Below are 25,451 nucleotides of genomic sequence, written 5' to 3'. Positions count from 1 at the left end.
GGTAAGATGAATGCTATGGATGTGTCCCTCATATGTAAGGCGCTGGGAGATTCTAACCGTCTGCAGATTGTCGGGCTGCTGACAAAGGGAGAAATGTGCGCCTGTAAGTTATTGGAACATTTTCAGATTACCCAGCCCACGTTATCTCATCATATGAAAATACTGACAGAATGCGGGTTGGTAAAAAGCCGTAAAGAATGGAAGAATACATACTATTCCCTTAATTGTGATGTCCTTACGGCATTCCGTTCCTTTATTGATTCCCTGAATTGCGGCCCTGCCTGTTACCGGAAGGCGGAGCCCTGTTCCGATAAGGACGGAAACGGCGCAGACCGGTAATATCACATAAGGCGTGAGGTGAATCGTATGAATCGTAAAGAATCGGGAATAAAAAAACGTAAACCCGTTGTCGTCTTTATTTGTACCCATAATGCCTGCCGCAGTCAGATTGCCGAGGCTTTCGGGAGAGTGATGGCAGGAGATGTTTTTACCAGTTATTCTGCCGGTACGCATAGTAAAGATGCCATCAACCCCGATGTCGTGCGGCTGATGGCGGAAAAATATGGTATAGATGTTATAAAAAACGGACAGAGGCCCAAGATGATTTCAGAACTTCCCCGTGCAGACTGGGTCATTACCATGGGATGTGGTGTACAATGCCCGGCTGTCCAGGGCAGGCATCATGAAGACTGGGGGCTGGAAGATCCGACAGGGAAAAATGATGCAGTTTATATTGATGTCATGGAACAAATCCGGCGTTATATTGCCGGTTTGAAAGAAAAGATAAAACAGGAGGATGATGTATGATGAAAATCAAAGTATTAGGAAGCGGATGCAGCAAATGCGAAGCCCTGCTGGCAGCGACGAAAGAAGCCGTCCAGCACCTCGGTATTGATGCCAGGATTGAGTACGTAACGGATTTTGCCCAGATTGCCCGGTATGGCGTCATGAGCACACCGGCCCTTGTCGTAGACGAAAAAGTGGTATCGGCAGGCAGAGTACTCAAAGCCGGTCAGATAGAATCACTCCTGAAATAGGGCCCAGAAAAAAACGGCAGCAGCTGTGCAGTGAAAACTGCGCGGCTGCTGCCGTTTTTTTTGCCGGTGTGACTATTATTTTCCGTGTTTTGTCTGGAATGCAATCATATGGGCTTCTTTATCGGTGTGGCCTTCGGCCTTTGCCTTTTCGATGAGAGCCAGCATTTCTTCATAAGCTGTCGGAATGATGCGGGTAATCCGGCCCTGTGTGTCTTCCCAGTTTTCCAGGAGCCGGCGGCCCAGTTCGCTGCCAGTGTACTGGACGTGGCGGGCGAGCATAGCCTTGACGATGGCGATTTCGACTTCATCGGTAAGATCTTCCAGATGTACCAGGTCCTGGTTGCAGTTCGTCGGTTCCAGGTCATAGACATAGGCAATACCGCCAGACATGCCGGCTGCGAAATTCCGGCCCGTACGTCCCAGAACGAGGACGCGGCCACCGGTCATGTATTCACAGCCGTGATTGCCTACGCCTTCGACGACGGCCGTAATACCGCTGTTACGGACGCAGAACCGTTCACCGGCAATGCCGTTGATATAGGCTTCGCCACTGGTCGCGCCATAGAAGGCTACGTTGCCGATGATGATGTTGTCTTCTGCCGGGAATACCGATTCTATTGGCGGATGGACGACAATCTTGCCACCGGAGAGGCCTTTGCCGAGATAATCATTGGCATCGCCTTCCAGTTCCAGCGTCAGTCCCTTGGGGATGAAGGCTCCGAAACTCTGACCGGCCGATCCGACGAAGCAGAGCTTGATTGTATCTTCGGCCAGACCTTCTTCTCCGTAGCGCCGGGTAATTTCACTGCCCAGGAGAGTCCCTGTCACGCGGTCCGTGTTTTTGATGCGCAGGCGGGCACGGATGTGTTTTTTCTGTTCCAGGGCCGGACGGCACATGCGCACCAGTTTCGACATGTCCAGTGTCTTAGAAATTTCATGGTCCTGGGGTGTCGTGAAGTGATGACCGATGCGGATATCCGTGTATGGGCGATAGAGGAGCTGCTTCAGATTGACTGTGGAAGCCTTCCAGTTCGGTGCCGTGTCTTTCTGCTTCAACAGATCATAACGGCCCACCATGTCGTCGATTTTGTGGAATCCCAGACGGGCCATGATTTCCCGCAGGTCCCGGGCGATGAAATGCATGAAATTGATGATATATTCCGGCTTGCCCTTGAAATTCTTCCGCAGTTTTTCGTTCTGTGTGCACACGCCGTACGGGCAGGTATTGAGGTGGCATACGCGGAGCATATGGCAGCCGATGGCCATGAGGGGCGCCGTGCCGAATCCAAAGAGTTCAGCGCCGAACAGAGCGGCAATGGCTACGTCGCGGCCCGTGAGCAGTTTGCCATCCACTTCGACGCGTACCCGGTCGCGGAGCTGATTGAGGAGCAGTGTCTGCTGTACTTCCGAAAGGCCGATTTCCCAGGGAAGTCCGGCATGGCGCAGACTGGTCCGCGGAGATGCCCCGGTACCGCCATCGAAGCCGCTGATAGTCAGTTCATCGGCTTTTGCCTTGACGACGCCGGCGGCAATGGTACCGATGCCGGCACCACTGGTCAGTTTGACGCCGATGCGGGCGTTGCGGTTGGCATTCTTCAGGTCGAAAATGAGTTCTGCCAGATCTTCGATGGAATAAACGTCGTGATGCGGTGGCGGTGAAATGAGGGCGACGCCAGTCGTGGCATGGCGGGTTTTGGCGATGTCGGGATAGACCTTGCTGCCGGGCAGATGGCCGCCTTCGCCGGGCTTGGCACCCTGGGCGCACTTGATCTGTAGTTCTGCCGCATGGACCAGATAGTTGCTGGTTACACCGAAACGGGCCGAAGCGACCTGTTTGATCTTATCATTGGTATCGGTATCAAAACGGGCTGCGTCTTCGCCGCCTTCGCCGGTATTGCTCATGCCGCCGAGCTGATTCATGGCCCGGGCCACACATTCGTGAGCTTCCTTGCTGAGGGCGCCGTAACTCATGGCACCGGTACGGAATCGTTTGACGATATTATCTTCCGATTCGACTTCTTCGATGGGGATGCTGCAACCGGCAGGATAGACAAATTCCAGCAAATCGCGCAGGCGGTACGTGGACGACGTATTGACCCGGTCGGCATATTCACGGTATAGGTCATAATCGTTCGTACGGCAGGCTTTTTGCAGGAGCTGGACTGCCTGGGGATCGATGATATGAGCCTGTCCGCCTTTGCGGTACTGATAGATGTCTCCCTTCGGCAGGATATCGCTGCCAGAAAAAGCAGCTTCATGACGCAGGGCGTTTTCTTTGGCTATTTCTTTCAGGCCGATGCCACCGATGGGGCTGGGCGTATTGACAAAATACTTCTGAATCAGGTCGCGGCTGATACCGACAGCTTCAAAAATCTGGGCGCCATGATAGCTGTGGATGGTGGAAATACCCATTTTGGACATGACAGCCAGCATGCCGTTGACCGAGGCCTGGATATAGTTTTCCCGAGCTTCCTCGCAGGAGATTTTCCCCAGTTTCTTCTTTGCAGCCAGTTCTTTGATGGATTCCAGTGCTACATACGGATTGACGGCGGTGATGCCATAGCCGACGAGGGTGCAGAAGTGATGGATTTCCCGTGGTTCCCCTGATTCCAGGATGAGACCGACATCGGAACGGACGGTCTTGCGGATGAGGAAATGATGGAGTGCAGCCGTAGCCAGCAGGGCCGGGATGGCAGCCATGCGGGAATTGATGCCCCGGTCGGACAGAATCAGGATATTGGCACCGTTGCGGATAGCTTTCAGCGCGTCGATACAGAGTGATTCGATAGCCGTTTCCATAGCGTCGGGGCCGCCGCCTACGGGATACAGCATAGAAATGACCGATGTGTGGAGCTTATCTGTCATGAGTGATTTGATGACCGCCATTTCTTCATTGGTGAGAATAGGTCGTTTCAGGTAGAGAGCGGCCGTGTTTTCGTCATCGGGATCCATGATATTGGCGACGTTCCCTGCCATGACGAGTGAACTCATGACGATGTTTTCCCGTACGCCGTCGATGGGCGGATTGGTGACCTGGGCGAAGTTTTCCTGGAAATAATCATACAGCAGCTGGGGACGGTCCGACAGAACGGGCAGGGATACGTCCATCCCCATCGAGTCAATGGGCTGTTTGCCATCGCGGGCCATTGGCAGGATGATTTTATCCATGTCTTCCTGCGTATAGCCGAAGACCATTTCCTGTTCTTTCAAATCGTATGGTATCGTTTTGTCGCTGCCGATGAGATTCTGGCGGGACATGAGATCATCCAGGTCGATGACGTGTTTTTTATACCATTCCCCATAGGGAAATTCCGTGGCAATCTGCTGTTTGATTTCTTCATCGTCGATGATGCGCTGCTGCTGCGTATCGACGAGGAGCATTTTCCCTGGCTGAAGACGGCCTTTATAAAGAACATCTTCCGGCGGAATGGAGAGTGCCCCTACTTCCGAACTGGCGATGACCCGGTCGTCGCGGGTGACATAATAGCGGGCAGGACGCAGGCCGTTGCGGTCGAGCATGCCGCCGATGACGATGCCGTCACAGAATCCGATAGCGGCAGGGCCGTCCCACGGTTCAATCATGAAGTTATGATAGCGGTAGAAATCCCGTTTTTCCTTGCTCATGAGCGGGTCTTTTTCCCATGGTTCGGGAATCATCATCATCATGGCATGGGGAAGGGAGTGTCCTGTCATATACAGATATTCCAGGCAGTTGTCGAACATGGCCGAGTCGCTGCCACTGTCATCGACGACGGGAAAGACCTTTTCCAGATCTGGAAAATCACTGGATTTGGATTTGCTTTCCCGGGCATTGAGCCAGTTTACATTCCCCTGGATGGTGTTGATTTCTCCGTTGTGGACGATATAACGGTTCGGATGGGCCCGGGCCCAGCTGGGGAATGTATTGGTGCTGAACCGGGAGTGGACGAGTGCCATGGAGGTCGTAAAATCCAGGTCGGACAGGTCCAGATAAAAATGGCGCAGCTGGATAGAAGTCAGCATGCCTTTATAGACAATGGTCCGCGAAGACAGACTGGCAATGTAGAAATCGGAGCCCTTTTCCTGACTGGCCGGGATGATCTTCTTTTCCGCCATCTTGCGGATGACATATAACTTGCGTTCAAAATCCATCGGGTTGGTCATAGCGGGATCTTTGCGGATAAAGACCTGCAGAAAATGAGGACGGATTGTCTTGGCGATGCTCCCGATGAGGCTTTCATCGACTGGTACGTCACGCCAGCCGAGGATGGACAGGCCTTCTTCTTTGACAATCTTTTCAAATTCTTCCATCTGCTTCTTGCGGAATGTTTCGTAGCGATGGGCAAAAATCATACCGACACCATATTCTCCTTCTGGCGGCAGGGTAAAGCCCAGGACTTCACATTCCCGGCAGAAGAACTGATGCGGTATCTGTACGAGGATTCCTGCACCGTCACCGCTCTGGGCATCGGCGCCTTCAGCGCCGCGGTGCTTCAGATTTTCCAGGATGGTTAGAGCCTGGTCGATGATATCATAAGATTTTTTCCCCTTCATATTGACGACGAAGCCAATGCCACATGCATCGTGTTCGAATGCCGGATCGTACAGCCCCTGCGGTGCCGGCAGATCACGTAATTTTTTATACATATCGATTCCCCCTCTTCATATCCCCCCGGTACAACGCAGATGTATTTTTATAACGCATACAATAAACGTTGTACAGATTGGAATTTATTATAAAGGTGAAATGTGGTTATGTCAATAAAAAATTCAAAAATAATATTGTATACATTGACAAAAATAAAGACATACAGCTAAAATAGTTTACCTTTTATTGAATTTGCGATAAAATAAAATCATTTTAACTATGATAAATAATCATAAAATGAGAGCATTGATGATGCCGGTGATTTCTGTACCTGTATAGGATATGCAAGAAAAGACCGTATTGCCATGAGCCTTGGGTTCATGGCAATACGGTCTTATCAGGATAGGCAATAGAATTCGTTTTATACAGTTTTAATCAGCTCGGCAAATTGTTTCCGGAACAGGCCGGCTCCGCCGTTGGCCGGATGACGAGTAGCAATGGCATCAATGCCGGCGCTTTGCAGTGTCTCTGCTGCCTTGCGGCCGATGGCACCGATACGCAGGGGCTGTTGACAGAGCGCGAGGAGCTGGCGGGTGTACGCGAGGCCTGCCGATAATTCTTCATCCGTCGGTGTGCGGTTGGAAAAGGGCGAATCCTTGTGGGGATGAAAGGGAAAAATATTCCAGAGCAGGACGTCCCGCGGATTGAGACCGTTGTCCAGGATGGCACCCCATACGTACGTATCTGTCGGTTCATTCATGCCGTGATCTCTCTGGGGGCGGCTGGTCATATACGGAGAGTCGGGACGGCTCGTGCGCTGTCCTGCATGGCCCAGGACCATGGCACTGGTCACTTGTTTGTGGGCGTCGAGGAGCATCCGTTCGCATGTGATGGCAATGCCCGTAAACCGGCATCCCTGATATCCCGCGGCTTCGGCGACAAAGAGGTAACGGGCCTGCCCGATACGCTGGGCCAGATACTCCTGCAGCTGGTGACGGCGGATTTCCGGTGCCTGTGGTCCCAGATCGCACGTACGGTCATAGTCCCGCCAGGGGTTGCATACAGCCGGGCTGGTATACGTCTGGAGAGAGTGAATGAAATCTTCTATGGTCATGGCAAAGCCTCCTTTGTGTAAAACAGGTAACAAGCGCCTATCTTTCCGGCTTCTCTGGTAAGGGGATAAAATTCTGACTGGACATAATCGCTATAACGGCCCCGTGGCACGAGGATGGTTACCCTTTCCCCTGCCGAAAGGCGCGCCATGAGACGCGGGCTGTCTTCTTCCGGGAAGGGGTGTTTGCCAGCCCAGACAGAAGAACGGTGCAGCCGGGCATTTTCATCGTATCCGGCCGGCTCTGTATACAAAGCGGTACGGCCCGTGTAATAGGCAAAGGATGTGCGGTACTCTTCAAAGAAGTAGAGCTGCCCCTGTAAGGCTTCTTCCTGACGGCGAAATGCCGATGCCGACCGATAATCATAGAACGGTACCAGGCCCTGATAGAGGACCAGAATATAGATGACAGCCGTACCGATGGCTGTCATGACAGGCAGTGCCGGGAAGGCATGGGTCTTCTGGGCAGCCAGGAGAAGGATGATGGAAAGAGCGATGAATAGATACAGTCCGGTCCAGCTTCCGGGAACGAAGGCCGCCTTTTTGAATAATAAGGGAGCAGCGGCGAAGAGCAGCCACCAGATGATGGCAGGCCCGGTAAGAATCGTCCAGAACCGGGCCCTGTTTTTTTCATATAAATCTCCGATACCTAATACGGCAAACAGGAGAAGCGGAATATTGGCAATATAGGCGTAGGTAGGATATTTCGTTGCAACGAGAGTATAGAACAATATCGTTCCCAGTGCCCAGATCATCATGAACTGATATTCGGCGCCATCATGACGGCGATGCCATGCTCCGTAAAGTGCGGGCCCGGTCCAGGGAAGCAGACTGACGGGGACGAGCACCAGATAATAATACCAGACGTTGACTTCCGGGTGTTCCGATGCGGTGGCTCTGGCTACATTGTGCAGTCCCAGGAATCCGTCGATAAAATCGTTTCCGTGGAGCTGATACATAATTCCGTACCAGGGCAGACAGAGTAGGAGAAACAAGGCAATTCCCTGAGGCTGGAAAATCCGGCGTAGCAGTGATGCATCACGGCGCAGGGCGGCAAAGACCAGCAAAAACGTACCGGGCAGGACGATGCCGACCGGGCCTTTGGTAAGAACGGCCAGGGCGGCCATGGCATAGGCGGCCGTCATGTAGGGGCTCCGATTTTCTGTCAGGCCGATATAGGCAAAAAACAGGGTGGCTTCTGTAAAGAAGAAGAGAATCTGATCAGTAATGATAGAATGGGATACGGCCCAGACCTCCAGACTGGTGGCCATGACGGCGGCTCCCAGGACAGCCAGTTCCCGCCGGGTGCCACGGTGCAGCAGATACCAGGAAAACAGGACGACCGATCCCATGCCGAACACGGCTCCCGGCAGGCGGGAAGCAAAATCGCTGAATCCCAGCAGCGTATAAGACAGGCTGAGCATCCAATAGATGAAAATCGGTTTATCATACCAGAATGTATCGAAAATCCGGGGAGAAATCCAATCGCCGGACAAGACCATTTCCTTTGCTGTCAGTGCGTAATTTGATTCTACCGGATCGGTGATGGGCAGAGACGCATTGCCTGTAAGGAAAAATAAAAGGCTGACAATGGCGATAGCGAGTAAGAGACTGCGGGCTTTCATGTAAGACTCCTTTCCAGTGGGCCGTATGTGACAGAAAAAAAACTGCCGCACGATGAGGTATGCGGCAGCAGATGGCACAGATTATTCCGTCTGGCGGCGGTTGCGGCTGCGGCGGTATTTCCAGAGACCGACGACGGCAATGACGGCGCAGACGATGCCCATTCCGATGAGCAGCTGATGATTATACTGAATCAGGTCACGCCAATGACTGCCCAGTACGGAGCCGGCCCAGACGAGCAGCAGTGTCCAGGGAATGGTGCCGATAATCGTAAACAGTACGAACCGGCCGAAGGGATAACGGGCGATGCCGGCCGGAAAGGAAATGAATGTCCGTACGCCGGGCAGGCAGCGGCAGATGATGACGGCAATGCCACCGTACTTATTGAACATTTTTTCGGCCATATTGAACTTCTTTTCATTGAAGAAAATATATTTGCCGTATTTCAAGAGCAGAGGACGGCCGCCATACGAACCGAGCCAGTAACTCAGGATTGAGCCGGTCACGCCGGCTGCGCAGGCGATGATAAAAGTCGTCCAGAAATCGAAAATATGTTGTGAAATGAGAAATCCCGCAAAACCGAGGACGACTTCGCTGGGAATGGGAATATTGGCATTTTCGGCTACCATGGCCACGAACATGGCTGCATATCCATAGACTTCCATTAATTGCAGCAATGTATCCATAAAATTCATCCAACTCCTTAGGTGAAAAAAGAAAGTATATAACTGACTTATCCTATCATAGCATAGATAGGAGTCTTTGTGCCAGTAGGGCGGCGAAAATTAAGGAATTATTTAAATCCCCGTCAGCGCGTTTTAAAGCAGCCCAGATGGCATAAGGCGTATTTGTAAACGAAATATCCGTAGAACAAGGTCAGGCCCAGAGCCAGTATCAATTTGAGCGGGGCGGCAATTGTAAGGGGCAGGAGAAAGTACATGATGTTTTCCAATACCGGTTCGCTCAGATACCAGACGGGGTAGGCCATATGGGACAGGGTGAGCAGCGTCTGCGAACTCTGGTTTCCCCAGCGGGCAAAGGCAGCAATCAGACCGAGTGTCCCCGAAAGAGACAGGAAGGCGAGGGTGATGACGTGATAATAGGGAAATACATTGTATATAATGGAAAAGCCAATGGCCGCGGCAATCCAGACACTCCCTGGAATGTAACCTCCCTGGATGAACCAGCGGTGTTTGGCTGCGTAGATGCCGAGGAGAAAGTATAAGGCCGCCGTGATAAGCCAGCTCGGCTGAAAGCCCAGACCGGCAAAAAATGCCTGGAAGGCGGAAAGACTTTGCGGTGACAGGCTGAGCAGCCCGAAGTAGACGGCCAGGGCTAAAATGAGATGAACGCCGACGAAGAGAATGAGGAAGAGCGGGGATGGAGACGAAATTTCCGTATGGCGAAGGGCCTGATGATTGAGCTTTTTGGCTGCCATGAGCAGCAGGATGAACAGCAGGAGCACTGCCAGAAATCCGTATATTCCCAACGTGAATCCCCGGCCCAGGAAGCGTTGCGTAAGGAAAGTGAAAAATCCCGCGCTGTATCCCGTGCTGCGGGCGCTGATCCAGGCTATTTCCGGCATCATGATGATTATAGCAAACAGCAAAGGCCAGCCCAGACGCAGCCAGCGTCCTTTGAAATATGGCTGGAACAGGCGGATCCGCAGATTCGACGCGCTAAAATAGCCGCTGATAAAAAAGAGAACCGGAATGACCAGTGTCATGGCAAATTCATAAAAGAGATAATAAAAAGGGGTGATAGTACCCGGCTGGCCGGCAAAGACGTAATGAGGTGGCATAAACGGAGCCGGCAGGAACGAACCAGCTGCCAGGCAGAGAATACCCAGAAAAATGACGAATGTGCGCAGATTATCGAGATAAAATATATGTTTACCCATCAGGAAGGCTCCTTTCTGTAAACATGGTGTATAAGGAATATAGACATACAGTATAAACGCTGGGCGTAGATTTTCCTTCCGACGTATATTATACTATAACTAATATAAAGAAAAAGTGAAGATTTTGCTTTTTTGATGAATAGGAGTGATGCCCATGATGATTAGTACCAGTGACAGCATCATACGGCTCATCGTGGCTATTATCCTGGGTGGCCTGATCGGGTATGAACGGGAGGCCCGGAGCCAGTCTGCCGGTTTGCGTACTCATATCCTCGTATGCCTCGGCGCCTGCCTGTGCATGATTATTTCTATCAATATCGCCCTCGATTTCTATTCTGTCTATGGCTATACCCGTTCGGATCCCGAACGGATCGCAGCCCAGGTCATTTCTGGTGTAGGGTTCCTCGGAGCCGGCACGATCCTGGCCAATCAGAAAGGGCACAGTGTCAAGGGCCTGACAACGGCGGCCAGCATCTGGGGTGTAGCTGCCGTCGGGCTGGTCGTTGGTGCCGGCTATCTGGTGACAGCGGCGGCTGCGACGGTGCTCATATTTATCGTCCTCACCGTCTTTGTCCGTCTGGATAAGATGATGCGGAAACGGGGACGTCATTCCTACGTATTGCACCTGACGATGCGCAATACGGTGGGGCAGTCCCGCCGCCTGTCGGAGTATCTGCAGCACCATCAGCTGACACTTCTTTCCTTTCGCACTCTTTCTGGAGAAGAAGAGGAAAATGTCGAACTGGAATTGACGGTACACGTAGGAGAAGAACTGAGTCAGAGCGAACTCCTTTCAGACCTTCTGGGAATAAAAGGTATCAAACAGGCCACCGTAACAGAACCAAAAGAACAGAAAGAAAAAGAATGAATTGCATTAAAATATATGTAAACCAGGCATTGCGTGGTATAATAAAAAGGAATCATTGCTTTTTTGCTTTGGAGGGGGTCCTGTTATGTCAACATGTATGGCGGCTGCCAGCCGGGAAGGGAAAAAAATAAATGATGTCGTATTTTCGTCCAGCGCGGCAGCCAAAGAGGCAATAAAAAAATACGGAATTAAAAACGTAGTCAATGCTACCGTAGGTTGTTATGCTGGAGACGATGAAAAAGTAGCCTGTCTTCCTGTCGTCGAAAAAGTATATAAATCACTGCCTATGAGTGATTTTATTACTTATGCACCGCCGGTCGGACTGGCCGATTACCGCAGTGATGTCATCGATGCGACCTTTGAAGACCAGCGGCCCGATGGCTATACGGCTGCCATAGCGACGGCCGGTGGTACCGGGGCCGTTCATATCGCCATTACTAACTATTCGGAAGTAGGTGACCAGGTTCTGACGACGGACTGGCGCTGGTCGGTCTACGACAATCTTTGTGACGAAGTGGGCCGCCATCTTACGACTTTTGCTATGCTCGATGACAGCCATTCCTTCAATATTGATTCTTTTTCTTCGGCTGTAGCAGCCATTCTGCGCCAGCAGGACTCTCTGCTCATCATGCTCAACACGCCGGCCAATAACCCGACAGGATTTGCCCTGTCGGACCGGGACTGGGAAGAAGTGCTCGATGTGTGCCGGTTCCACGAAAAGAATGGAAAACGCATCAGTATCCTCGTCGATATCGCATATATCGCCTATACGGGGGATAAGAACAAAGTCCGTACGTTCATGAAGCAGTTCAGCCATCTGCCGGAACACATCTTCGTCATGTTTGCCTACAGCATGTCTAAAGGATTTACCCTCTACGGCCAGCGGGCAGGCGCTCTCGTAGGCCTGTCTTCCAGCAAGGATGTCATCGATGAATTTCAGGAAGTGGGGAAATATTCGGCCCGTACGGCCTGGTCCAATATCAACCGGGCGGCCATGACCCTGTTATCTATTGTACGCAGAGACCCGGCACTGCTGAAAGAACTGGAAACAGAAGAAAATAACTATTTCCAGAATATCCGCCGCCGTGCAGATATTTTCATGGAAGAAGCCCGGGCCTGCAATCTCGATTTTGTTCCCTATAAGGCGGGATTTTTCATTTCTGTCCCGACGCTGAAATCGGCTCAGGCCTGTGCAAAACTTCAGGAAGACCTCATTTTTGCTGCTCCTCTGGCACGGGGCATCCGCCTCGGTGTCTGCTCCATCCCGGCCTATAAAATGACCGGTGTGGCATCCAAAATCAAAAAAGCACTGGAATCGGTAGACGGATAAGAAAACTCCCATAGGATTCCATACGGAAAAAGAGGCCGCCCCATGAAGCATTTCGCTTCGTGGAGCGGCCTCTTCGTCGTATCAGGAATTACGTTGTAGGAGGTTCTTTTTCATCCATAATAGCTTCGGCTCCGCGGTCTCCCGTACGGATACGGACGGCATCTTCGACGTTGAACACGAAGATTTTGCCATCGCCCGGTTCCCCCGTCTGGCAGATGCGCATGGCCGTTTCGATGACATCATCGACAGGGACTTCGCAGACGACCGTTTCTACTTTAATATGAGGGAGGAGGTTTACCTGGTATTCCTTGCCCCGGTATACTTCGATATGGCCTTTCTGTGTACCACAGCCATAGACCTGACTGACGGTAATGCCCATGACGCCGATAGCGTTCAGGGCGGCTTTGAGTTCATCCAGCTTGCTCGGACGGGTCACGATGTCTATTTTTGTAATTTTTCTCATATATAATCACTCCTGCATTGGGATATATATCTATTATAGCATCAGCTGCGGGATTGTTTGTTAAGGAGATACATGTAACACGTCTTGGGATCGTCATGCCAATCCCGCAGCTGATGCGGCAAAGACCAGTGCTTGGGTAAGGGTGTGACACTGGCCGTTGCTGTCCATATTATAATGTCTGCTGCGTATAGCCGCGTTCGCCGTGTTCGTTGATATCGAGTCCGACCACTTCTTCATCGGCGTCGACGCGGAAATTCGTGAAGAGGCTGATGATTTTATAGAGTATAATGGATCCGATAATAGCCAGCGCGTACGCAACGACTGTCGAAATAATCTGTGCCATCAGAAGATGAGCATCGCCGTAGAAAAGGCCATTGGCACCGTCGGGGTTGACTTCAACTGTAGCCCAGAGGCCAGTTGCGATGGAACCCCACGTACCGCCGATACCGTGGATGCCAAAGGCGTCGAGAGCGTCGTCATAGCCCAGACGGTTCTTGCAGACGGCAACGGCCAGATAGCAGATGATGCCGCTGATGGCACCGATATAGAGAGCCGGAAGGGGGGCGACGAAGCCGGCAGCCGGCGTAATGGCTACGAGACCGGCGATGCAGCCCGATGCGGCTCCCAGGACGGTCGGTTTGCCATTGATGAACCATTCGATGAGGACCCAGGAAACGGTGGCAGCAGCCGCTGCGGCCTGGGAACAGATAAAGGCGTTGGCTGCCAGTGCGTTGGCACCGAGAGCACTGCCGGCATTAAAGCCGAACCAGCCAAACCATAAGAGCGTTGCGCCCAGGACGACCATGGGCATATTGTGTGGAATAATAGGATATTTGCCAAGCCCGCGGCGCTTGCCGACGAGCAGGCAGAGTGTGAGCCCCGATACACCAGAAAGAATGTGGATGACGAGGCCACCGGCAAAATCAAGTGCGCCGAGCTGGGCCAGGAAACCGCCGCCCCAGACCCAATGAGCCATGGGGTTGTAAATGAAGATAGCCCATAAAAGGATAAAAATGCAGAAAGCACGGAATTTGACCCGTTCGGCAAAGGCCCCGGTAATCAGAGCCGGTGTAATGACGGCGAACATGCACTGGAATGCGACAAAGGCCAGTTCGGGAATCGTACCGCCGGAAAGGCACTGCATGCCCACACCGGCCAGCCCGATTTTGTCCAGGCTTCCGATAAAGCCGTGAATGTCGGTACCAAATGTCATGGCATATCCCAGAATAATCCATTCGACAGAAATCATGGCGACGATGAAGAAGCTCTGCATAATCGTCGTCAGTACATTTTTACTGCGGACCATACCGCCATAGAAAAAGCCAAGACCCGGGGTCATGATGAAGACCAGTGCAGCGGAAATCAGTACCCAGGCCGTATCCCCCGTGTCGATGGTTCCGCTCCCGTCAGCAGCCAGTGCAGTAGGCGCTATGAGCAGGAACCAGGAAAACAAACACCAAAATTTTTTCATACCTGTCACCCCTCTGGTTGACTGCAAAAGAAAGAGGTCCTGCACAGCACGTGGAGGTTGGTGCTGGCAGGACCTCTTTGTCCCCTCATACAGACAAGCCTGTTACTTCCCCTCGAAATGACCTGCCTGCTCTTATTCTATTGCAGTACGAATAAATAATTACCAATAGAAAAACAGAAAAGCCCGGCTATGGCACACTACGGTGTGTGCATAGCCGGGCTTCATCGCCCTGTGTTCTATTGATGACATTCATTATAGTTGTAAATACAGGGATTGTCAATAAATTTTTATGAAAGCAACCAACTTTTTGATAGTTTTATCGTGAAATGAACTGGCTGTCCGGTCAACTAGGGCAGCAGACCGGCTTTGTTCCCTGTTTCCCGCCAGACGCCGAAGTTTCTTTTCTGCTGTAAATGTTGAACTGTCAACTAGTAATCACTTTGTATTACGGTCAGGACAAGTTTCTGGCATAGTATGTCTCCAACGGTCTGGCTGTCAGATAGCAGACGGCTGCTCTATTTCTGGCAGAAGGATTAGAAAAAGTTCTGCATTATATACTATATGTGGGGGAGTCTGGAAGAGAACCGGGAATTTCCTGGGATGAACCGGTCTGACAAAAACGCGCCAGTTGGTTCCATTTTTTGTGCCTCTCCCGTCCCACATCCCATAAGTATATACAAAAGTATACTATCGGCAGAACATGTTTTGTTATATACTAAAATTATAAAAGGGGAAGAACGTTGAAATCTATCTCCTGCCCATATCGGGACGGAAGAAATGAAAAGAAACGGTAAATTTACCTGAGTGAATATGAGGAAATCCCACTTGTGACAAAAAATGCACTTTTAATGACACGAAGGCCTTTCGAAGGAAAAGTACATGATATAATGCAAGTGCAATGAGAAATGACGGATGCTCATATCATATATCGAAAGGAGGTATACTATGCTGAGGATTGCCCTTTGTGACGATATACCGGAACAGCTGGATATCATGGAAAACGCCGTGCGTACTTATTTTGCAGACAGCACGTATGAAATCAAAATTTCCCGGTATGATAATGCCATGCTGTTTCTGGATGCCTTTGAAGAAGAAATGAATTTTGATATTGTACTGCTCGATATCTGTATGCCTGGTATGCTGGGAACCGATGTCGCAACAGAAATGCGAAACCAGAAAAGCCGGGCGGAAATCATCTTTCTTTCGACGAGCGATGAGTTTGCAGTCGATGCCTTCGGTGTCCAGGCCGCGCATTACCTCGTCAAACCGTTTACACAAAAACAGTTTGATCAGGCTATGAACCGGGTCATGGAAAGCATCCGGCAGCGGCATAGCAAAAAAATCATTTTCCGTCTTGTCGGGGGCGGCATACAAGTGGAAGAAATCAACGATATCCTGTTTGTAGAAAGTAAAGGCCATATCCAGAAGGTATATACCCACGATGGGGCGGTTCTGGAGACGCGCCAGGCCCTGGCACAGCTGCTTGCGACATTGGATTCCATTTCTCCCGGCCAGTTTATTTCACCGGGCAAAAGGTATATCGTAAATCAGGCGGCCATTCACGTCATCAAAAGCGATTATATCGAAATCCAGGGATATCAGATTCCGCTGGCAAAACGGAAATACCGCCAATTCCAGGAAGAATATTTCAAGTTTATTTTTAAAAAAGAAGCATAAAAATTCTGAAAAAACAGATTTTTTGTGAGGTCTTATTTTTGTACGCAAATTTAGGGTTATAGATGAATTTTTATACAGAAAGGGAGCGAAAACATGAATAAAATATTTAAAGTCATCTGGAGTAAATCAAGAAATTGCTACGTCGTAGCTTCGGAATTAGCCAAAGGCACGAGCAAATCCACGAGCACGGGCCGTATGGCGAAACGGGCTGCACTGGCAGCCGTAGCAGCTTTATTGATTAGCCCCCTCGGAGCGGGATATAGCTATGCAACTATTGACTCGGCGACAATAAATGGTACGCAGGTCATTACGGGTACGCAAAAAGATGCGAATAATCTGGCTGGTACGGTAATGAAAGCTACCAATAATGCAAAAGATATTGGAAATCTGAAAACTGCTATGCAGAGCGTCGAAAACGAACTAGCGCAACATCAGATGCTTATTGATAACTTGGACACAGATAAACTGACTCTTTCTTCGGACAATACATTACAGAAAGAAACATATGACAGCGCTACAAAAACCACAACGACGACGGATGTAACGGGATTGAAGGTTGCTGGTCCGGTTTCTGCAAAATCAGCTAGCATTTCGGGAACGCTGAGTGCCGGTGGTGCTGTGAATGCAGGAAGTGTTAATAGCCGGGGAAATATTACAGCCGTAGGAACCATTGCTGGTCAGACGGTTACGGCTACTGGTACCATAAAAGGGAAAGACCTGATTGGCACGAATAGCATTATTTCTCAAGGAACCATTGCGGCAACAGGAAATATTTCGTCTCAGGCGACGGTAGGTGCTAAGGAAATCGTTTCCCAGACCAATATTACTGCTAAAAATAAAGTCGTAGGCATGCAGGGCGTCGTGGATAATACCCTTACCAGCGGTAATTATGTAACGGCCGGCAATACGGTAGGTGAAAATATTGTTGCACTGGATACACAGGTCAAAGCCAATGCGGATCAGTTTACAACGGATAAGACCAGCACGGCCCTGCATGTTTCCAAGGATGGCAATCTGATTGTAGGGACCAAAGAAAATCAGACCGTCAAAGATCTGAAGATCCGTGGGCAATTGACATCTGGAAGTATTTCCACTGGTGATATCACCTCTAGTGGTGATGTATCGGTAGCAGGGAAAGTAGAAGCGGAAGCTGTTTACGATGATACAACGAAGACCGGAAACTATGTGGTCCAAACCAATAGTGTAGGGGCTAACCTTTCCGCTCTCGATACCCAGGTTAAATCCAATGCCGATGCTATCACTACCGAAGCAACGGCCCGTGAAGCTGGCGATACGGCTCTGAACGAACGTATCACCAATGTGAAAGAATATCTGGAAAAACAGACATCTGATAATTATGTAAGCAAGGCTGATGCGGCCGTACAGGATGGGGCCGTTGTGAAAGCGGCCAACACCATCGGTGAAAACGTAACCAATCTCGATGCGGCATTAGCGAAAGAAACAGCAGCCCGGATTGGTGCCGATGCAGCCCAGGACAAAGTTATCCAGCAGGTTAACCAGAATATGGTGGATGGGTTCAATACCATCAACAAGAATATGGCTGATGGATTCACGGCCCTGAACCAGGCAGATGCCAATGAAGCTGCTGCCCGGGAAGCAGCCGATACGACCCTGCAGACTAATATCGACAACGAAGCCGCAGAACGTAAAGCAGCCGATACGGTACTGGATGATAAGATTACGGCAGAAACTTCGGCCCGTGTGGCAGCAGATACCAAACTGGTGGAAGCCGTCAACAGCGGACTGAGCCTGAGCAACGACAATGTGTTGCAAAAGAACACCACTACCATTGACGCCCAGGGCAACGTGACCACTTCCAAGACCGATGCCAACGAAATGATCCTGAACAAGGGCAAGGACAACCAGATCACCCTGAACGAAAATGGAATCAAGGTTGGCACCAACAGCACGGTGGTGGATAAAGACGGTGTCTACACCGGCGGCGATACCTACAGCGAAGCCAAGGCAGCGATGAGCGCTGACGGCAAGATCAAAGGGGCCAATGGAGCCTTCACTGTGGATGAAAATGGGAATGTCACTTCCAAGGCAACCATCACCGGCGAAACAGTAACCGACGGTAAGGGTGCTTCCATGAGCAACGGAACGGTAACCGGCAAGACACTGACTGATGGGATTGCTACCATCACCAATGGCAACATCAACACCAGCGGTTCCATTACCGGCGGCACCGTAACTTCTACGGGCAACATCTCCGCATTGGGTGACATTCACGCAGGCGGTGCCATTACGGGAGCCAGCGCTTCCATCCAGGGCGCTCTCACAGCAGGCAGCGCCACCATTACCGGTGACCTGACCGCCGGCGGCGCTATCCAGGGTAAGAGCATCTCCGATGGTACGGCAACCATGCAGAATGGCAACCTCACTGGTGTGAAGAACCTGAGCGCTGAAACCATTACCACCAGCGGTGATGCCACCATCGGCGGCGACCTGACGGTGAAAGGCAAGCTGAACGTGGATGAAATCGACCTGACGAAGAACGGCATCGTGGGCGATAACAATGTAACGGCCAGCACGAAAGTGGCAGCCGGCGAAATCACGGGCTACAAGAAAGCCACCAGCACCAAAGATGGCAGCGAAAAAGAAGCAGCCTTTGACTATGATGAAAACGGCACTTCTACATGGGCGAAATCTACCGATGCAGATGGTAACTGGAACAAGAGTACTTTGACTGTAGAAGGCAACGATGTAACGTCCAAGGTTATCGATTCTGAAAAGAACAGCAACCTGTCTACACAGACATCTACTCAGTCACAGAGCACACTGAAGGATAAAGATAGTAACACCAATACAGCAACTCAGAGTGCAACGGAATCCAGTAGTGTCCTCCAAGATAAGGAAGGTAAGACCTCGACGTTCCAACAGCGTGTCGATGAAATCCTGAATCAGATTAATTCGTCTGATACGGTATTCTCCAAGGTAGATCAGAAGGTAGATAACATCTCCAGTGAAGTCACCGATGGAACTAACACGACTTCTTCTACCCAGACTACGACGGATATTACCAATACGGCGAAACAAGGTACTATTACTAACGAAGCCAAGGATATCATCAACAACGCTACGGAAAACATGACTAACACCGTTGGCAAAGACCTGACGACCACTGTTACTGGCAAAGTTACGGAAGACTACAAATCTGACCTGGATACCAAGGTGGGCGGAAATGAAACCCATTATGTGGCAGGTAATCAGACCAATACCGTGTCCGGAGACCGTACGGTCAGTGTAAAAGGAACGGAAACAGAAAACTTCAACGCCCAGGTTACCAACGTTAAGACAGACCTGAGCACCACGGTAGGCGGAAACCAGACCACGACGGTAACTGGTGACAGCAGCCTGACGGCAGAAAACATCACTAACGAAGCGAAGAACAAGATTACCAACAAGGCTATCGATGTAGAAACCGATGCTACCAGCTCCATCGTACAGAAAGTGACGAACGATGCCGGTTCCAATACTTCCACCCAGCTGTCCTATCAGACCAAGGAAGAAATGAGCCAGGCCGATGGCAAGACCGCTTCCTATCTCCGCGGTGCAGCGGAAGAAAAATCCCAGCTGATTGATGGTGACAAGAAGACCACCATCGACACCATTGCCGGCCAGACCAATACCAACATTACGGACGGAACCAATACATCCAACGACCTGCAGAAGGCCGACCAGATCGCTTCCTCCGTAACGGACGGCACCAATACCACTGTTGTGAACCAGGATGCAAAGAGCCTTGCCTCCTCCATCACCGACGGGACCAAGTCCAACAATACCAACAACACCGTAGACAAATCGGAACAGCTGATCAAAGCCAGCGATACCCAGTACAGTGCTACGTCTAAGACAGCTACTAAGATGGAAGATGCCCTGGTAAGCGGCAGCAGCATCATCGACGTCATCAAGAACCTCGACGATGCAGCCAACCCGTTCATCAGCAGCGCCGTAACGGATGGCACCAACAGCACTGGCATCACCCAGACGGCAAAAGATATCACCAACACGGCTAAGAACGGTACGATCGCCAATGATGCCAGGGATATCATCAACAACGCTACGGAAAACATGACCAACACGGTTGGCAAAGACCTGACCACGACTGTCGGCGGCGAAATGAAGACCGCCGTCACCGGCAAAGTCACAGAAGACTACAAGTCCGACCTGGATACCAAGGTGGGCGGTAACGAAACCCATTATGTAGCAGGCAACCAGACTAATACGGTGGGCGGTACTTTGACTGAAACCGTAACTGGAAAAGCTACGGAAAACTACAATGGCGGACTGGAAACCACCATTACCGGTGAAGAAAAGCACACAGTCAATGGCAATCAAATCAATAATATCACTGGTGACCAGACCAATACCATCACTGGAAAACAGTCTACTACTGTGACCGGCGATGTGACGGAAGACTATAAAGCCAACCTGAGCACCACGGTAGGCGGAAACCAGACCACGACCGTAACTGGTGACAGCAGCTTGACAGCAGAAAACATCACTAACGAAGCGAAGAACAAGATTACCAACAAGGCTATCGATGTAGAAACCGATGCTACCAGCTCCATCGTACAGAAAGTGACGAACGATGCCGGTTCCAATACTTCCACCCAGCTGTCTTATCAGACTACGGAAGAAATGAGCCAGGCCGATGGCAAGACCGCTTCCTATCTCCGCGGTGCAGCCGAAGAAAAATCCCAGCTGATTGATGGTAGCAACAAGACTACTATCGACACCATTGCCGGTCAGACCAATACCAACATTACGGACGGAACCAATACATCCAACGACTTGCAGAAAGCAGATCAGATCGCTTCCTCCGTAACGGACGGCACCAATACCACCGTTGTGAACCAGGATGCAAAGAGCCTTGCCTCTTCCATCACCGACGGGACCAAGTCCAACAACACCAACAACACCGTAGACAAATCGGAACAGCTGATCAAAGCCAGCGATAGCCAGTACAATGCTTCTGTTAAGACGGCAACGACTTCGACGGAAAAACTGGTCAGCGGCAGCATCATCGATATCCTGAAAGATGCCGACAATAGATTTGTCAATACGACTGTCAGCACAAGCGATGGAACTTCCAGCACCAGCGTAAGTCAGGGAAGCGCGGATATCACCAATACGGCAAAACAGGGAACGATTACCAACGATGCCAAGAACTTGGTGAACAAGGCGGAAGAAAAACTGTCCAACAGTGCGGCAGAAATTGAAAACACGGCAACTACCAGCATCAAAGATACGGTAGGCAAGAGCACCGTGACTACGACGACGGATGGCACGACTTTCGAAAATACGGACCACAACACGGCAATCGGCGACGGTTCGATTACGAAGACGACCATTTCCGGCAATACCCTCGAAACGGGCAAAGCGACTATGGATTATGCTGAAGTCATGAAAGACCTCACGGTCGGTGGCACGACTACTACGAAAGACCTGCATGTGACCAACAATGCGACTATTGATGGCACCCTCGATGTAACCGGAGCCGCAAACTTCCAGGATACGGTCACCGTTGCCAAAGACCTCAGCGTAGGCGGCAATGCCAGCGTATCGGGCAGCATGACAGCTTCTTCGTACAAGGTTGGCGACAAGACCTATATTGATGATAATGGCATCAACGCCAATAATCAGAAGATCACCAACGTGGCAGCGGGAGAACTTTCGGCCAACAGCCTGGATGCGGTCAATGGATCACAGCTCTATGAAACCAACCGCCGCGTCAGCAAGATGGACAGCCGCATCAACGAAGTTGGTGCTAACGCAGCAGCTATGGCCAACCTCCATCCTCTCGAATTTGACGCCGATTCCAAGTTCAATGTGGCAGCAGCCGTTGGTAATTACAAGAACGAAACGGCTACGGCTCTGGGCCTCTTCTATCGCCCCAATGAAGACGTCATGGTCAACCTGTCCGGTACAGTCGGCTCGGATGACAATATGATCGGCGGCGGCGTAGCGGTCCGCATCGGCCGCGGCGGCAACAAAGCACGGAATAAACAGATGGCGGAAAGCGCAAAATACGTCAAGAATCTCGAATCCCAAGTCAATACCCTGCAGCATCAGATGGATGCCCTCTTGTCTGTCCTCAATCCGAACCTGTCCAAGGAATTCCCCGATGTACCGGAAAACCACTGGGCATATGAAGCCGTATCCCGCCTGGCTGGCAACGGCATCATCCAGGGGTATGAAGATGGCAAGTATCATGGCGAACGCACGATGACCCGCTATGAAATGGCAGAAATCATTTACAAAGCCCTGCAGAAAGGCGCCAAAGCAGAAGCGAAACTGGTAGAAGAATTTAAACCAGAACTGAAAGCTATGGCTGCCCAGAATAAGGCATAACAAACGCTGAATCCCTGCATCGTCAGAGGCGGAAGCAAAAGGCATGACGAACTGCCGCATCCTGAATTTCATTCAGGATGCGGCAGTCTTGTTATTTGGTGAGATATTGTCAATAAGCGATGGGTCATACATGAGATTTCTCCATCTGCAGCATGATGTATCTGCCAAAGGGACGGCCCTTTGGCAAACTAAAACAGACTATCGCAAAATAGCTTTCGTAGCTTACATTGCGACAGCCTGTTTGTTGTTTCTTAGAAGATGTTATGTGTCTGGCAGTGCCAGCCGGATGTAGGTGCTGAACCAGCCCTTTTCGCAGGTACAGATGACATTGGCATGGTATTCGTCCCGGAAGCGGGCCAAGGATTTCATGCCGATGCCGTGGCCCGGGGCATCGGTCGTTGGCAGCCCGTCTTCGTTAAATATGACCGTGTCATCGAAGCGGTTCTTTATGAGAATGTTCAGCATATCTTCCTGACGAACGACGAGAAGCGTCAGGACGCGCCTGCCTTCTGCCTGTTTTTCACTGGCATGGACAGCGTTTTCAATGAGATTGGAAAAGACCATGGACAGGTCCGTGCTGAAGGCCGGACTGCAGTCCGGGATATCGGCCTGGGCCGTGACGGCGATACCTTTGCGTATGGCCGCACTGAGATAAGTCGTAAGGGCGGCATTGACGACCGCGTTTTTACAATACTGCTGCCGTTTGGTCTGATTGAGCTTCAGACCTATGTGTTCAATCAGGGCCAGGGCTTTATCATAGTCGTGATCCGATATGAGGGTTGTCAATTTCTGTAAATATTCCCGTCTTTTTTCGTAAAACTGTTCCATCAATGTCTGTGATTCATTCAGCGACTGGGCGTAATTCTGATTGGACTGGATCTGAGCGGCCAGGGCGTCATTGCGTTCGTGCGTCAAATAAATGGCATCAGCCTGATTGATGCCGGCCCGTACGCTCAGGGCGACGAGCAGGGTAGCGCAGGAAATGATGATTCGTGGCACCAGCATTTCGAAATAGATTACATTGGGGATAGACTGGGTGACAAAAAACAGAGATTCTGCCAGGAGCAGGCAGGGAAGGACACAGATATATTTCCAGTAAACCCGTGTGCTCAGCGCATGGTCATTGCGGAATATTTCATTGAAATACCGGATCAGGAAAGGCAGAAAGAGTATATAACTGATGGTGTAAACAAACAGTTCGAGTGGGTAGAGCAGGGAGCTTTCGCTGACAGGTAAGATGCCCAGATGAATGAATACATAGAATACGTAATAGATGAAGGTATGGAGCATCAGCATGAATATGGTGCGCAGGGCAAATACGTAGATATGCCGGAAAAAATAGGGACGGATGATGATGACGGCCCAGATAAAATAGGGAATCCATAAAAGGGAATACAGCTTTTTGAACATGAAAATAGAGTGGGACCACTGCCCGCCGAGAAAGAGATAGATCAGGACCAGTGTTTCTGCCATGAAACAGACAGCGTATCCGGCACACACCCATTTTTTTTGCGTTATGGATAGCAAGGGGGCAAAAGAAGCATACTGCAGATAGGCCGGCGGTACAATGGACAGGGTGAGCAGACAGGTAGTAATGAGTATCCATATCATACGGCCGCACCTCCCTTACAGGGAATACGCACGTTGGCGATAACCCATCCCTTCTTGCAGGTATACCGGCCGACTCCCTGATGATTTATTATAAACTGATGCAGGGCCGGTATCACTTCGGCATATGGGCCGTTTTGTGGATGCCCTTCAGCATCCATCAATACCGGGCCGGTCTGACGGTTGCCGATGAGAAGCATGATTGTCGTTTCTGTCTGACGGGCAATGATTGTGATAGACTGCTTGCTTTTATCCTGAGAGCGGCTGACGGCAATCGCGGCGTTTACCAGACGGGCGGCCGCCTGAGCCAGTTCCTGTTCAAAGGGAAGATGCGGCGCCAGCGAGAGGTCTGCCATGACGGGGATACCGTCTTCCCGGGCTTTCTCGATGAGCGGAAGCAGTGTCTTCCGGATACAGGTGTTTTCTCCCCAGTGATAGGGACGGGTCTGAGCCAGTTCCTGCGTGAGCGTTTTCAGTAAGGCCAGTGAAGCTGTATCGTCTTTTTCTTGGATTAATTTGGACAGAAGGCGCAGCTGATGCCGTGTGTCATGGCGGTATATGGACATGCGCCGCTGAGCGGACTGAAGCATCCGCGTATAGTCGGCGAACATTTCCATCTGTGTCAGCAGGGCCGCATTTTCACGCTTGAGTTCGATGGCATAATGCATTTTCCGCGTGCCCAGATACATCGTAATGGCAATACAAATCCCAAACAAGGCCTGCAGTACGCGCGGAATGAGGTATTCGCGGGCTATTGGTTCATTGGTATGGGCCAGAATGGCAGAATATAGGATCAGTGAGACTGGAATCCAGGCGGTGTATTTCCAGAACGACAGCATATCGACCATATGATAGGTGATGAACAAGGAACGGAAAAATTTTAGCAGCAGTGGTGCAAGGATGATATAGGACAGCATGTATGCCAGGAGAAAGAAAACTATATAATAGAAAAACTGGCTGCTGGGAATGATGAGAAGTTCCAGATTCATGATGAACGTAAAGAGGGCCACAATATACAGGCCCTGCATTCCCAGAACGAATACATACTGCAGCCGGTATGACGGCACATACAGCAGACCGAGTAGCAGATAAGGGATAGCGTGCAAGGATATGATGTCTTTGAATGAAATCCAGGCGATGCCTACAATACCTTGTGAAAACACAAAACAACGCACAGGACAATGGCGGCATACATCAGGATAAATGCCTTTGCCAGGCGGCGTGATTGGTAAGGAGCCAGGAGTGGGACAAAGACTCTGTATTGGACGAAAATAGATGGCAGCAGGGCAAGAAGAAGGAGACCGACTGCCAGAGACGAAGAATGCATAGGCACGACCTTCTTTTTATGATTATGAGTATTATGCATATATTATACCAATAAGCCAGATTTAATGTAAAGCCCTGCCGATGTATTGTAA

Annotated in this window: 17 protein-coding genes; 7 read left to right on the top strand and 10 right to left on the bottom strand. The window is 50.6% G+C overall.

Going from position 1 to position 25,451, the window contains the following annotated elements:
* The first annotated feature begins 6 nt into the window (after nucleotides 1-6).
* Genes ACGTIC_RS13900 through ACGTIC_RS13890 form a run of 3 tightly spaced genes read left to right on the top strand, consistent with a single transcriptional unit; the run spans nucleotide 7 to nucleotide 1,037 of the window.
* Entirely contained in the window at nucleotides 7-339 is a 333-nt protein-coding gene (locus ACGTIC_RS13900) for a helix-turn-helix transcriptional regulator (protein ID WP_059076554.1), read from the top strand.
* Nucleotides 340-366: 27 nt separating this feature from the next.
* Entirely contained in the window at nucleotides 367-807 is a 441-nt protein-coding gene (locus ACGTIC_RS13895; RefSeq protein WP_059076555.1) for an arsenate reductase ArsC, read from the top strand.
* Nucleotides 804-1,037: a thioredoxin family protein gene (locus tag ACGTIC_RS13890; RefSeq protein ID WP_236699663.1), complete on the top strand. Its 234-nt coding sequence runs from the start codon at nucleotides 804-806 to the stop codon at nucleotides 1,035-1,037. The genes ACGTIC_RS13895 and ACGTIC_RS13890 overlap by 4 nt, the downstream gene beginning before the upstream one ends.
* Nucleotides 1,038-1,112: 75 nt before the next feature.
* Here ACGTIC_RS13890 and gltB read toward each other — a convergent pair whose 3' ends face one another.
* The 5 genes from gltB to ACGTIC_RS13865 form a co-directional block, all read right to left on the bottom strand.
* Nucleotides 1,113-5,663: a glutamate synthase large subunit gene (gene gltB / locus ACGTIC_RS13885; protein WP_113856375.1), complete on the bottom strand. Its 4,551-nt coding sequence runs from the start codon at nucleotides 5,661-5,663 to the stop codon at nucleotides 1,113-1,115.
* Nucleotides 5,664-6,025: 362 nt separating this feature from the next.
* Complete coding sequence (locus ACGTIC_RS13880) at nucleotides 6,026-6,718, bottom strand: uracil-DNA glycosylase (RefSeq protein WP_113856374.1); 693 nt, start codon at nucleotides 6,716-6,718, stop codon at nucleotides 6,026-6,028.
* Nucleotides 6,715-8,340, bottom strand: coding sequence for a glycosyltransferase family 39 protein (locus tag ACGTIC_RS13875; protein WP_113856373.1), 1,626 nt, complete (start codon nucleotides 8,338-8,340; stop codon nucleotides 6,715-6,717). The genes ACGTIC_RS13880 and ACGTIC_RS13875 overlap by 4 nt, the downstream gene beginning before the upstream one ends.
* A gap of 81 nt (nucleotides 8,341-8,421) precedes the next feature.
* Nucleotides 8,422-9,024, bottom strand: a complete 603-nt coding sequence (locus ACGTIC_RS13870) for a DedA family protein (RefSeq protein WP_113856586.1) — start codon at nucleotides 9,022-9,024, stop codon at nucleotides 8,422-8,424.
* A gap of 122 nt (nucleotides 9,025-9,146) precedes the next feature.
* Nucleotides 9,147-10,238 (bottom strand): acyltransferase family protein, encoded by a 1,092-nt coding sequence (locus ACGTIC_RS13865; protein WP_113856372.1) that lies wholly within the window; start codon nucleotides 10,236-10,238, stop codon nucleotides 9,147-9,149.
* Between the two features lie 154 nt (nucleotides 10,239-10,392).
* Between ACGTIC_RS13865 and ACGTIC_RS13860 the strand changes: the two genes are divergently transcribed.
* Together ACGTIC_RS13860 and ACGTIC_RS13855 are read left to right on the top strand one after the other, a co-directional pair.
* A complete protein-coding gene (locus ACGTIC_RS13860; protein ID WP_257536563.1) occupies nucleotides 10,393-11,106 on the top strand; it encodes an MgtC/SapB family protein in 714 nt (237 codons plus the stop codon).
* An 85-nt stretch (nucleotides 11,107-11,191) separates the two neighbouring features.
* Nucleotides 11,192-12,436: a pyridoxal phosphate-dependent aminotransferase gene (locus ACGTIC_RS13855; RefSeq protein WP_113856371.1), complete on the top strand. Its 1,245-nt coding sequence runs from the start codon at nucleotides 11,192-11,194 to the stop codon at nucleotides 12,434-12,436.
* Nucleotides 12,437-12,524: 88 nt separating this feature from the next.
* Here the strand turns inward: ACGTIC_RS13855 and ACGTIC_RS13850 are convergent, their stop codons facing one another.
* Together ACGTIC_RS13850 and ACGTIC_RS13845 are read right to left on the bottom strand one after the other, a co-directional pair.
* A complete protein-coding gene (locus ACGTIC_RS13850; protein WP_059076561.1) occupies nucleotides 12,525-12,899 on the bottom strand; it encodes a P-II family nitrogen regulator in 375 nt (124 codons plus the stop codon).
* Between the two features lie 169 nt (nucleotides 12,900-13,068).
* Entirely contained in the window at nucleotides 13,069-14,370 is a 1,302-nt protein-coding gene (locus ACGTIC_RS13845) for an ammonium transporter (protein ID WP_113856370.1), read from the bottom strand.
* A 945-nt stretch (nucleotides 14,371-15,315) separates the two neighbouring features.
* Here ACGTIC_RS13845 and ACGTIC_RS13840 point away from each other — a divergent pair.
* Together ACGTIC_RS13840 and ACGTIC_RS13835 are read left to right on the top strand one after the other, a co-directional pair.
* A complete protein-coding gene (locus ACGTIC_RS13840; RefSeq protein WP_113856369.1) occupies nucleotides 15,316-16,047 on the top strand; it encodes a LytTR family DNA-binding domain-containing protein in 732 nt (243 codons plus the stop codon).
* Between the two features lie 93 nt (nucleotides 16,048-16,140).
* Nucleotides 16,141-22,425, top strand: coding sequence for an ESPR-type extended signal peptide-containing protein (locus ACGTIC_RS13835; protein ID WP_113856368.1), 6,285 nt, complete (start codon nucleotides 16,141-16,143; stop codon nucleotides 22,423-22,425).
* Between the two features lie 261 nt (nucleotides 22,426-22,686).
* Here ACGTIC_RS13835 and ACGTIC_RS13830 read toward each other — a convergent pair whose 3' ends face one another.
* The 3 genes from ACGTIC_RS13830 to ACGTIC_RS13820 are packed head-to-tail and all read right to left on the bottom strand — an operon-like array spanning nucleotide 22,687 to nucleotide 25,360.
* On the bottom strand, nucleotides 22,687-24,036 hold the full coding sequence (locus tag ACGTIC_RS13830) for a sensor histidine kinase (RefSeq protein ID WP_113856367.1): 1,350 nt from the start codon (nucleotides 24,034-24,036) through the stop codon (nucleotides 22,687-22,689).
* Entirely contained in the window at nucleotides 24,033-25,196 is a 1,164-nt protein-coding gene (locus ACGTIC_RS13825; RefSeq protein WP_162816293.1) for a hypothetical protein, read from the bottom strand. The genes ACGTIC_RS13830 and ACGTIC_RS13825 overlap by 4 nt, the downstream gene beginning before the upstream one ends.
* Nucleotides 25,175-25,360 (bottom strand): hypothetical protein, encoded by a 186-nt coding sequence (locus ACGTIC_RS13820; protein ID WP_113856365.1) that lies wholly within the window; start codon nucleotides 25,358-25,360, stop codon nucleotides 25,175-25,177. The genes ACGTIC_RS13825 and ACGTIC_RS13820 overlap by 22 nt, the downstream gene beginning before the upstream one ends.
* Nucleotides 25,361-25,451 lie beyond the last annotated feature (91 nt).

Origin of the sequence: Megasphaera hexanoica (assembly GCF_043520715.1) — a bacterium.
In the GTDB taxonomy this organism is placed as follows: Bacteria; Bacillota; Negativicutes; order Veillonellales; family Megasphaeraceae; genus Megasphaera; species Megasphaera hexanoica.
The sequence above is the reverse complement of the archived record's forward strand: the minus strand, read 5'-3'. Positions and strand labels throughout refer to the sequence as shown.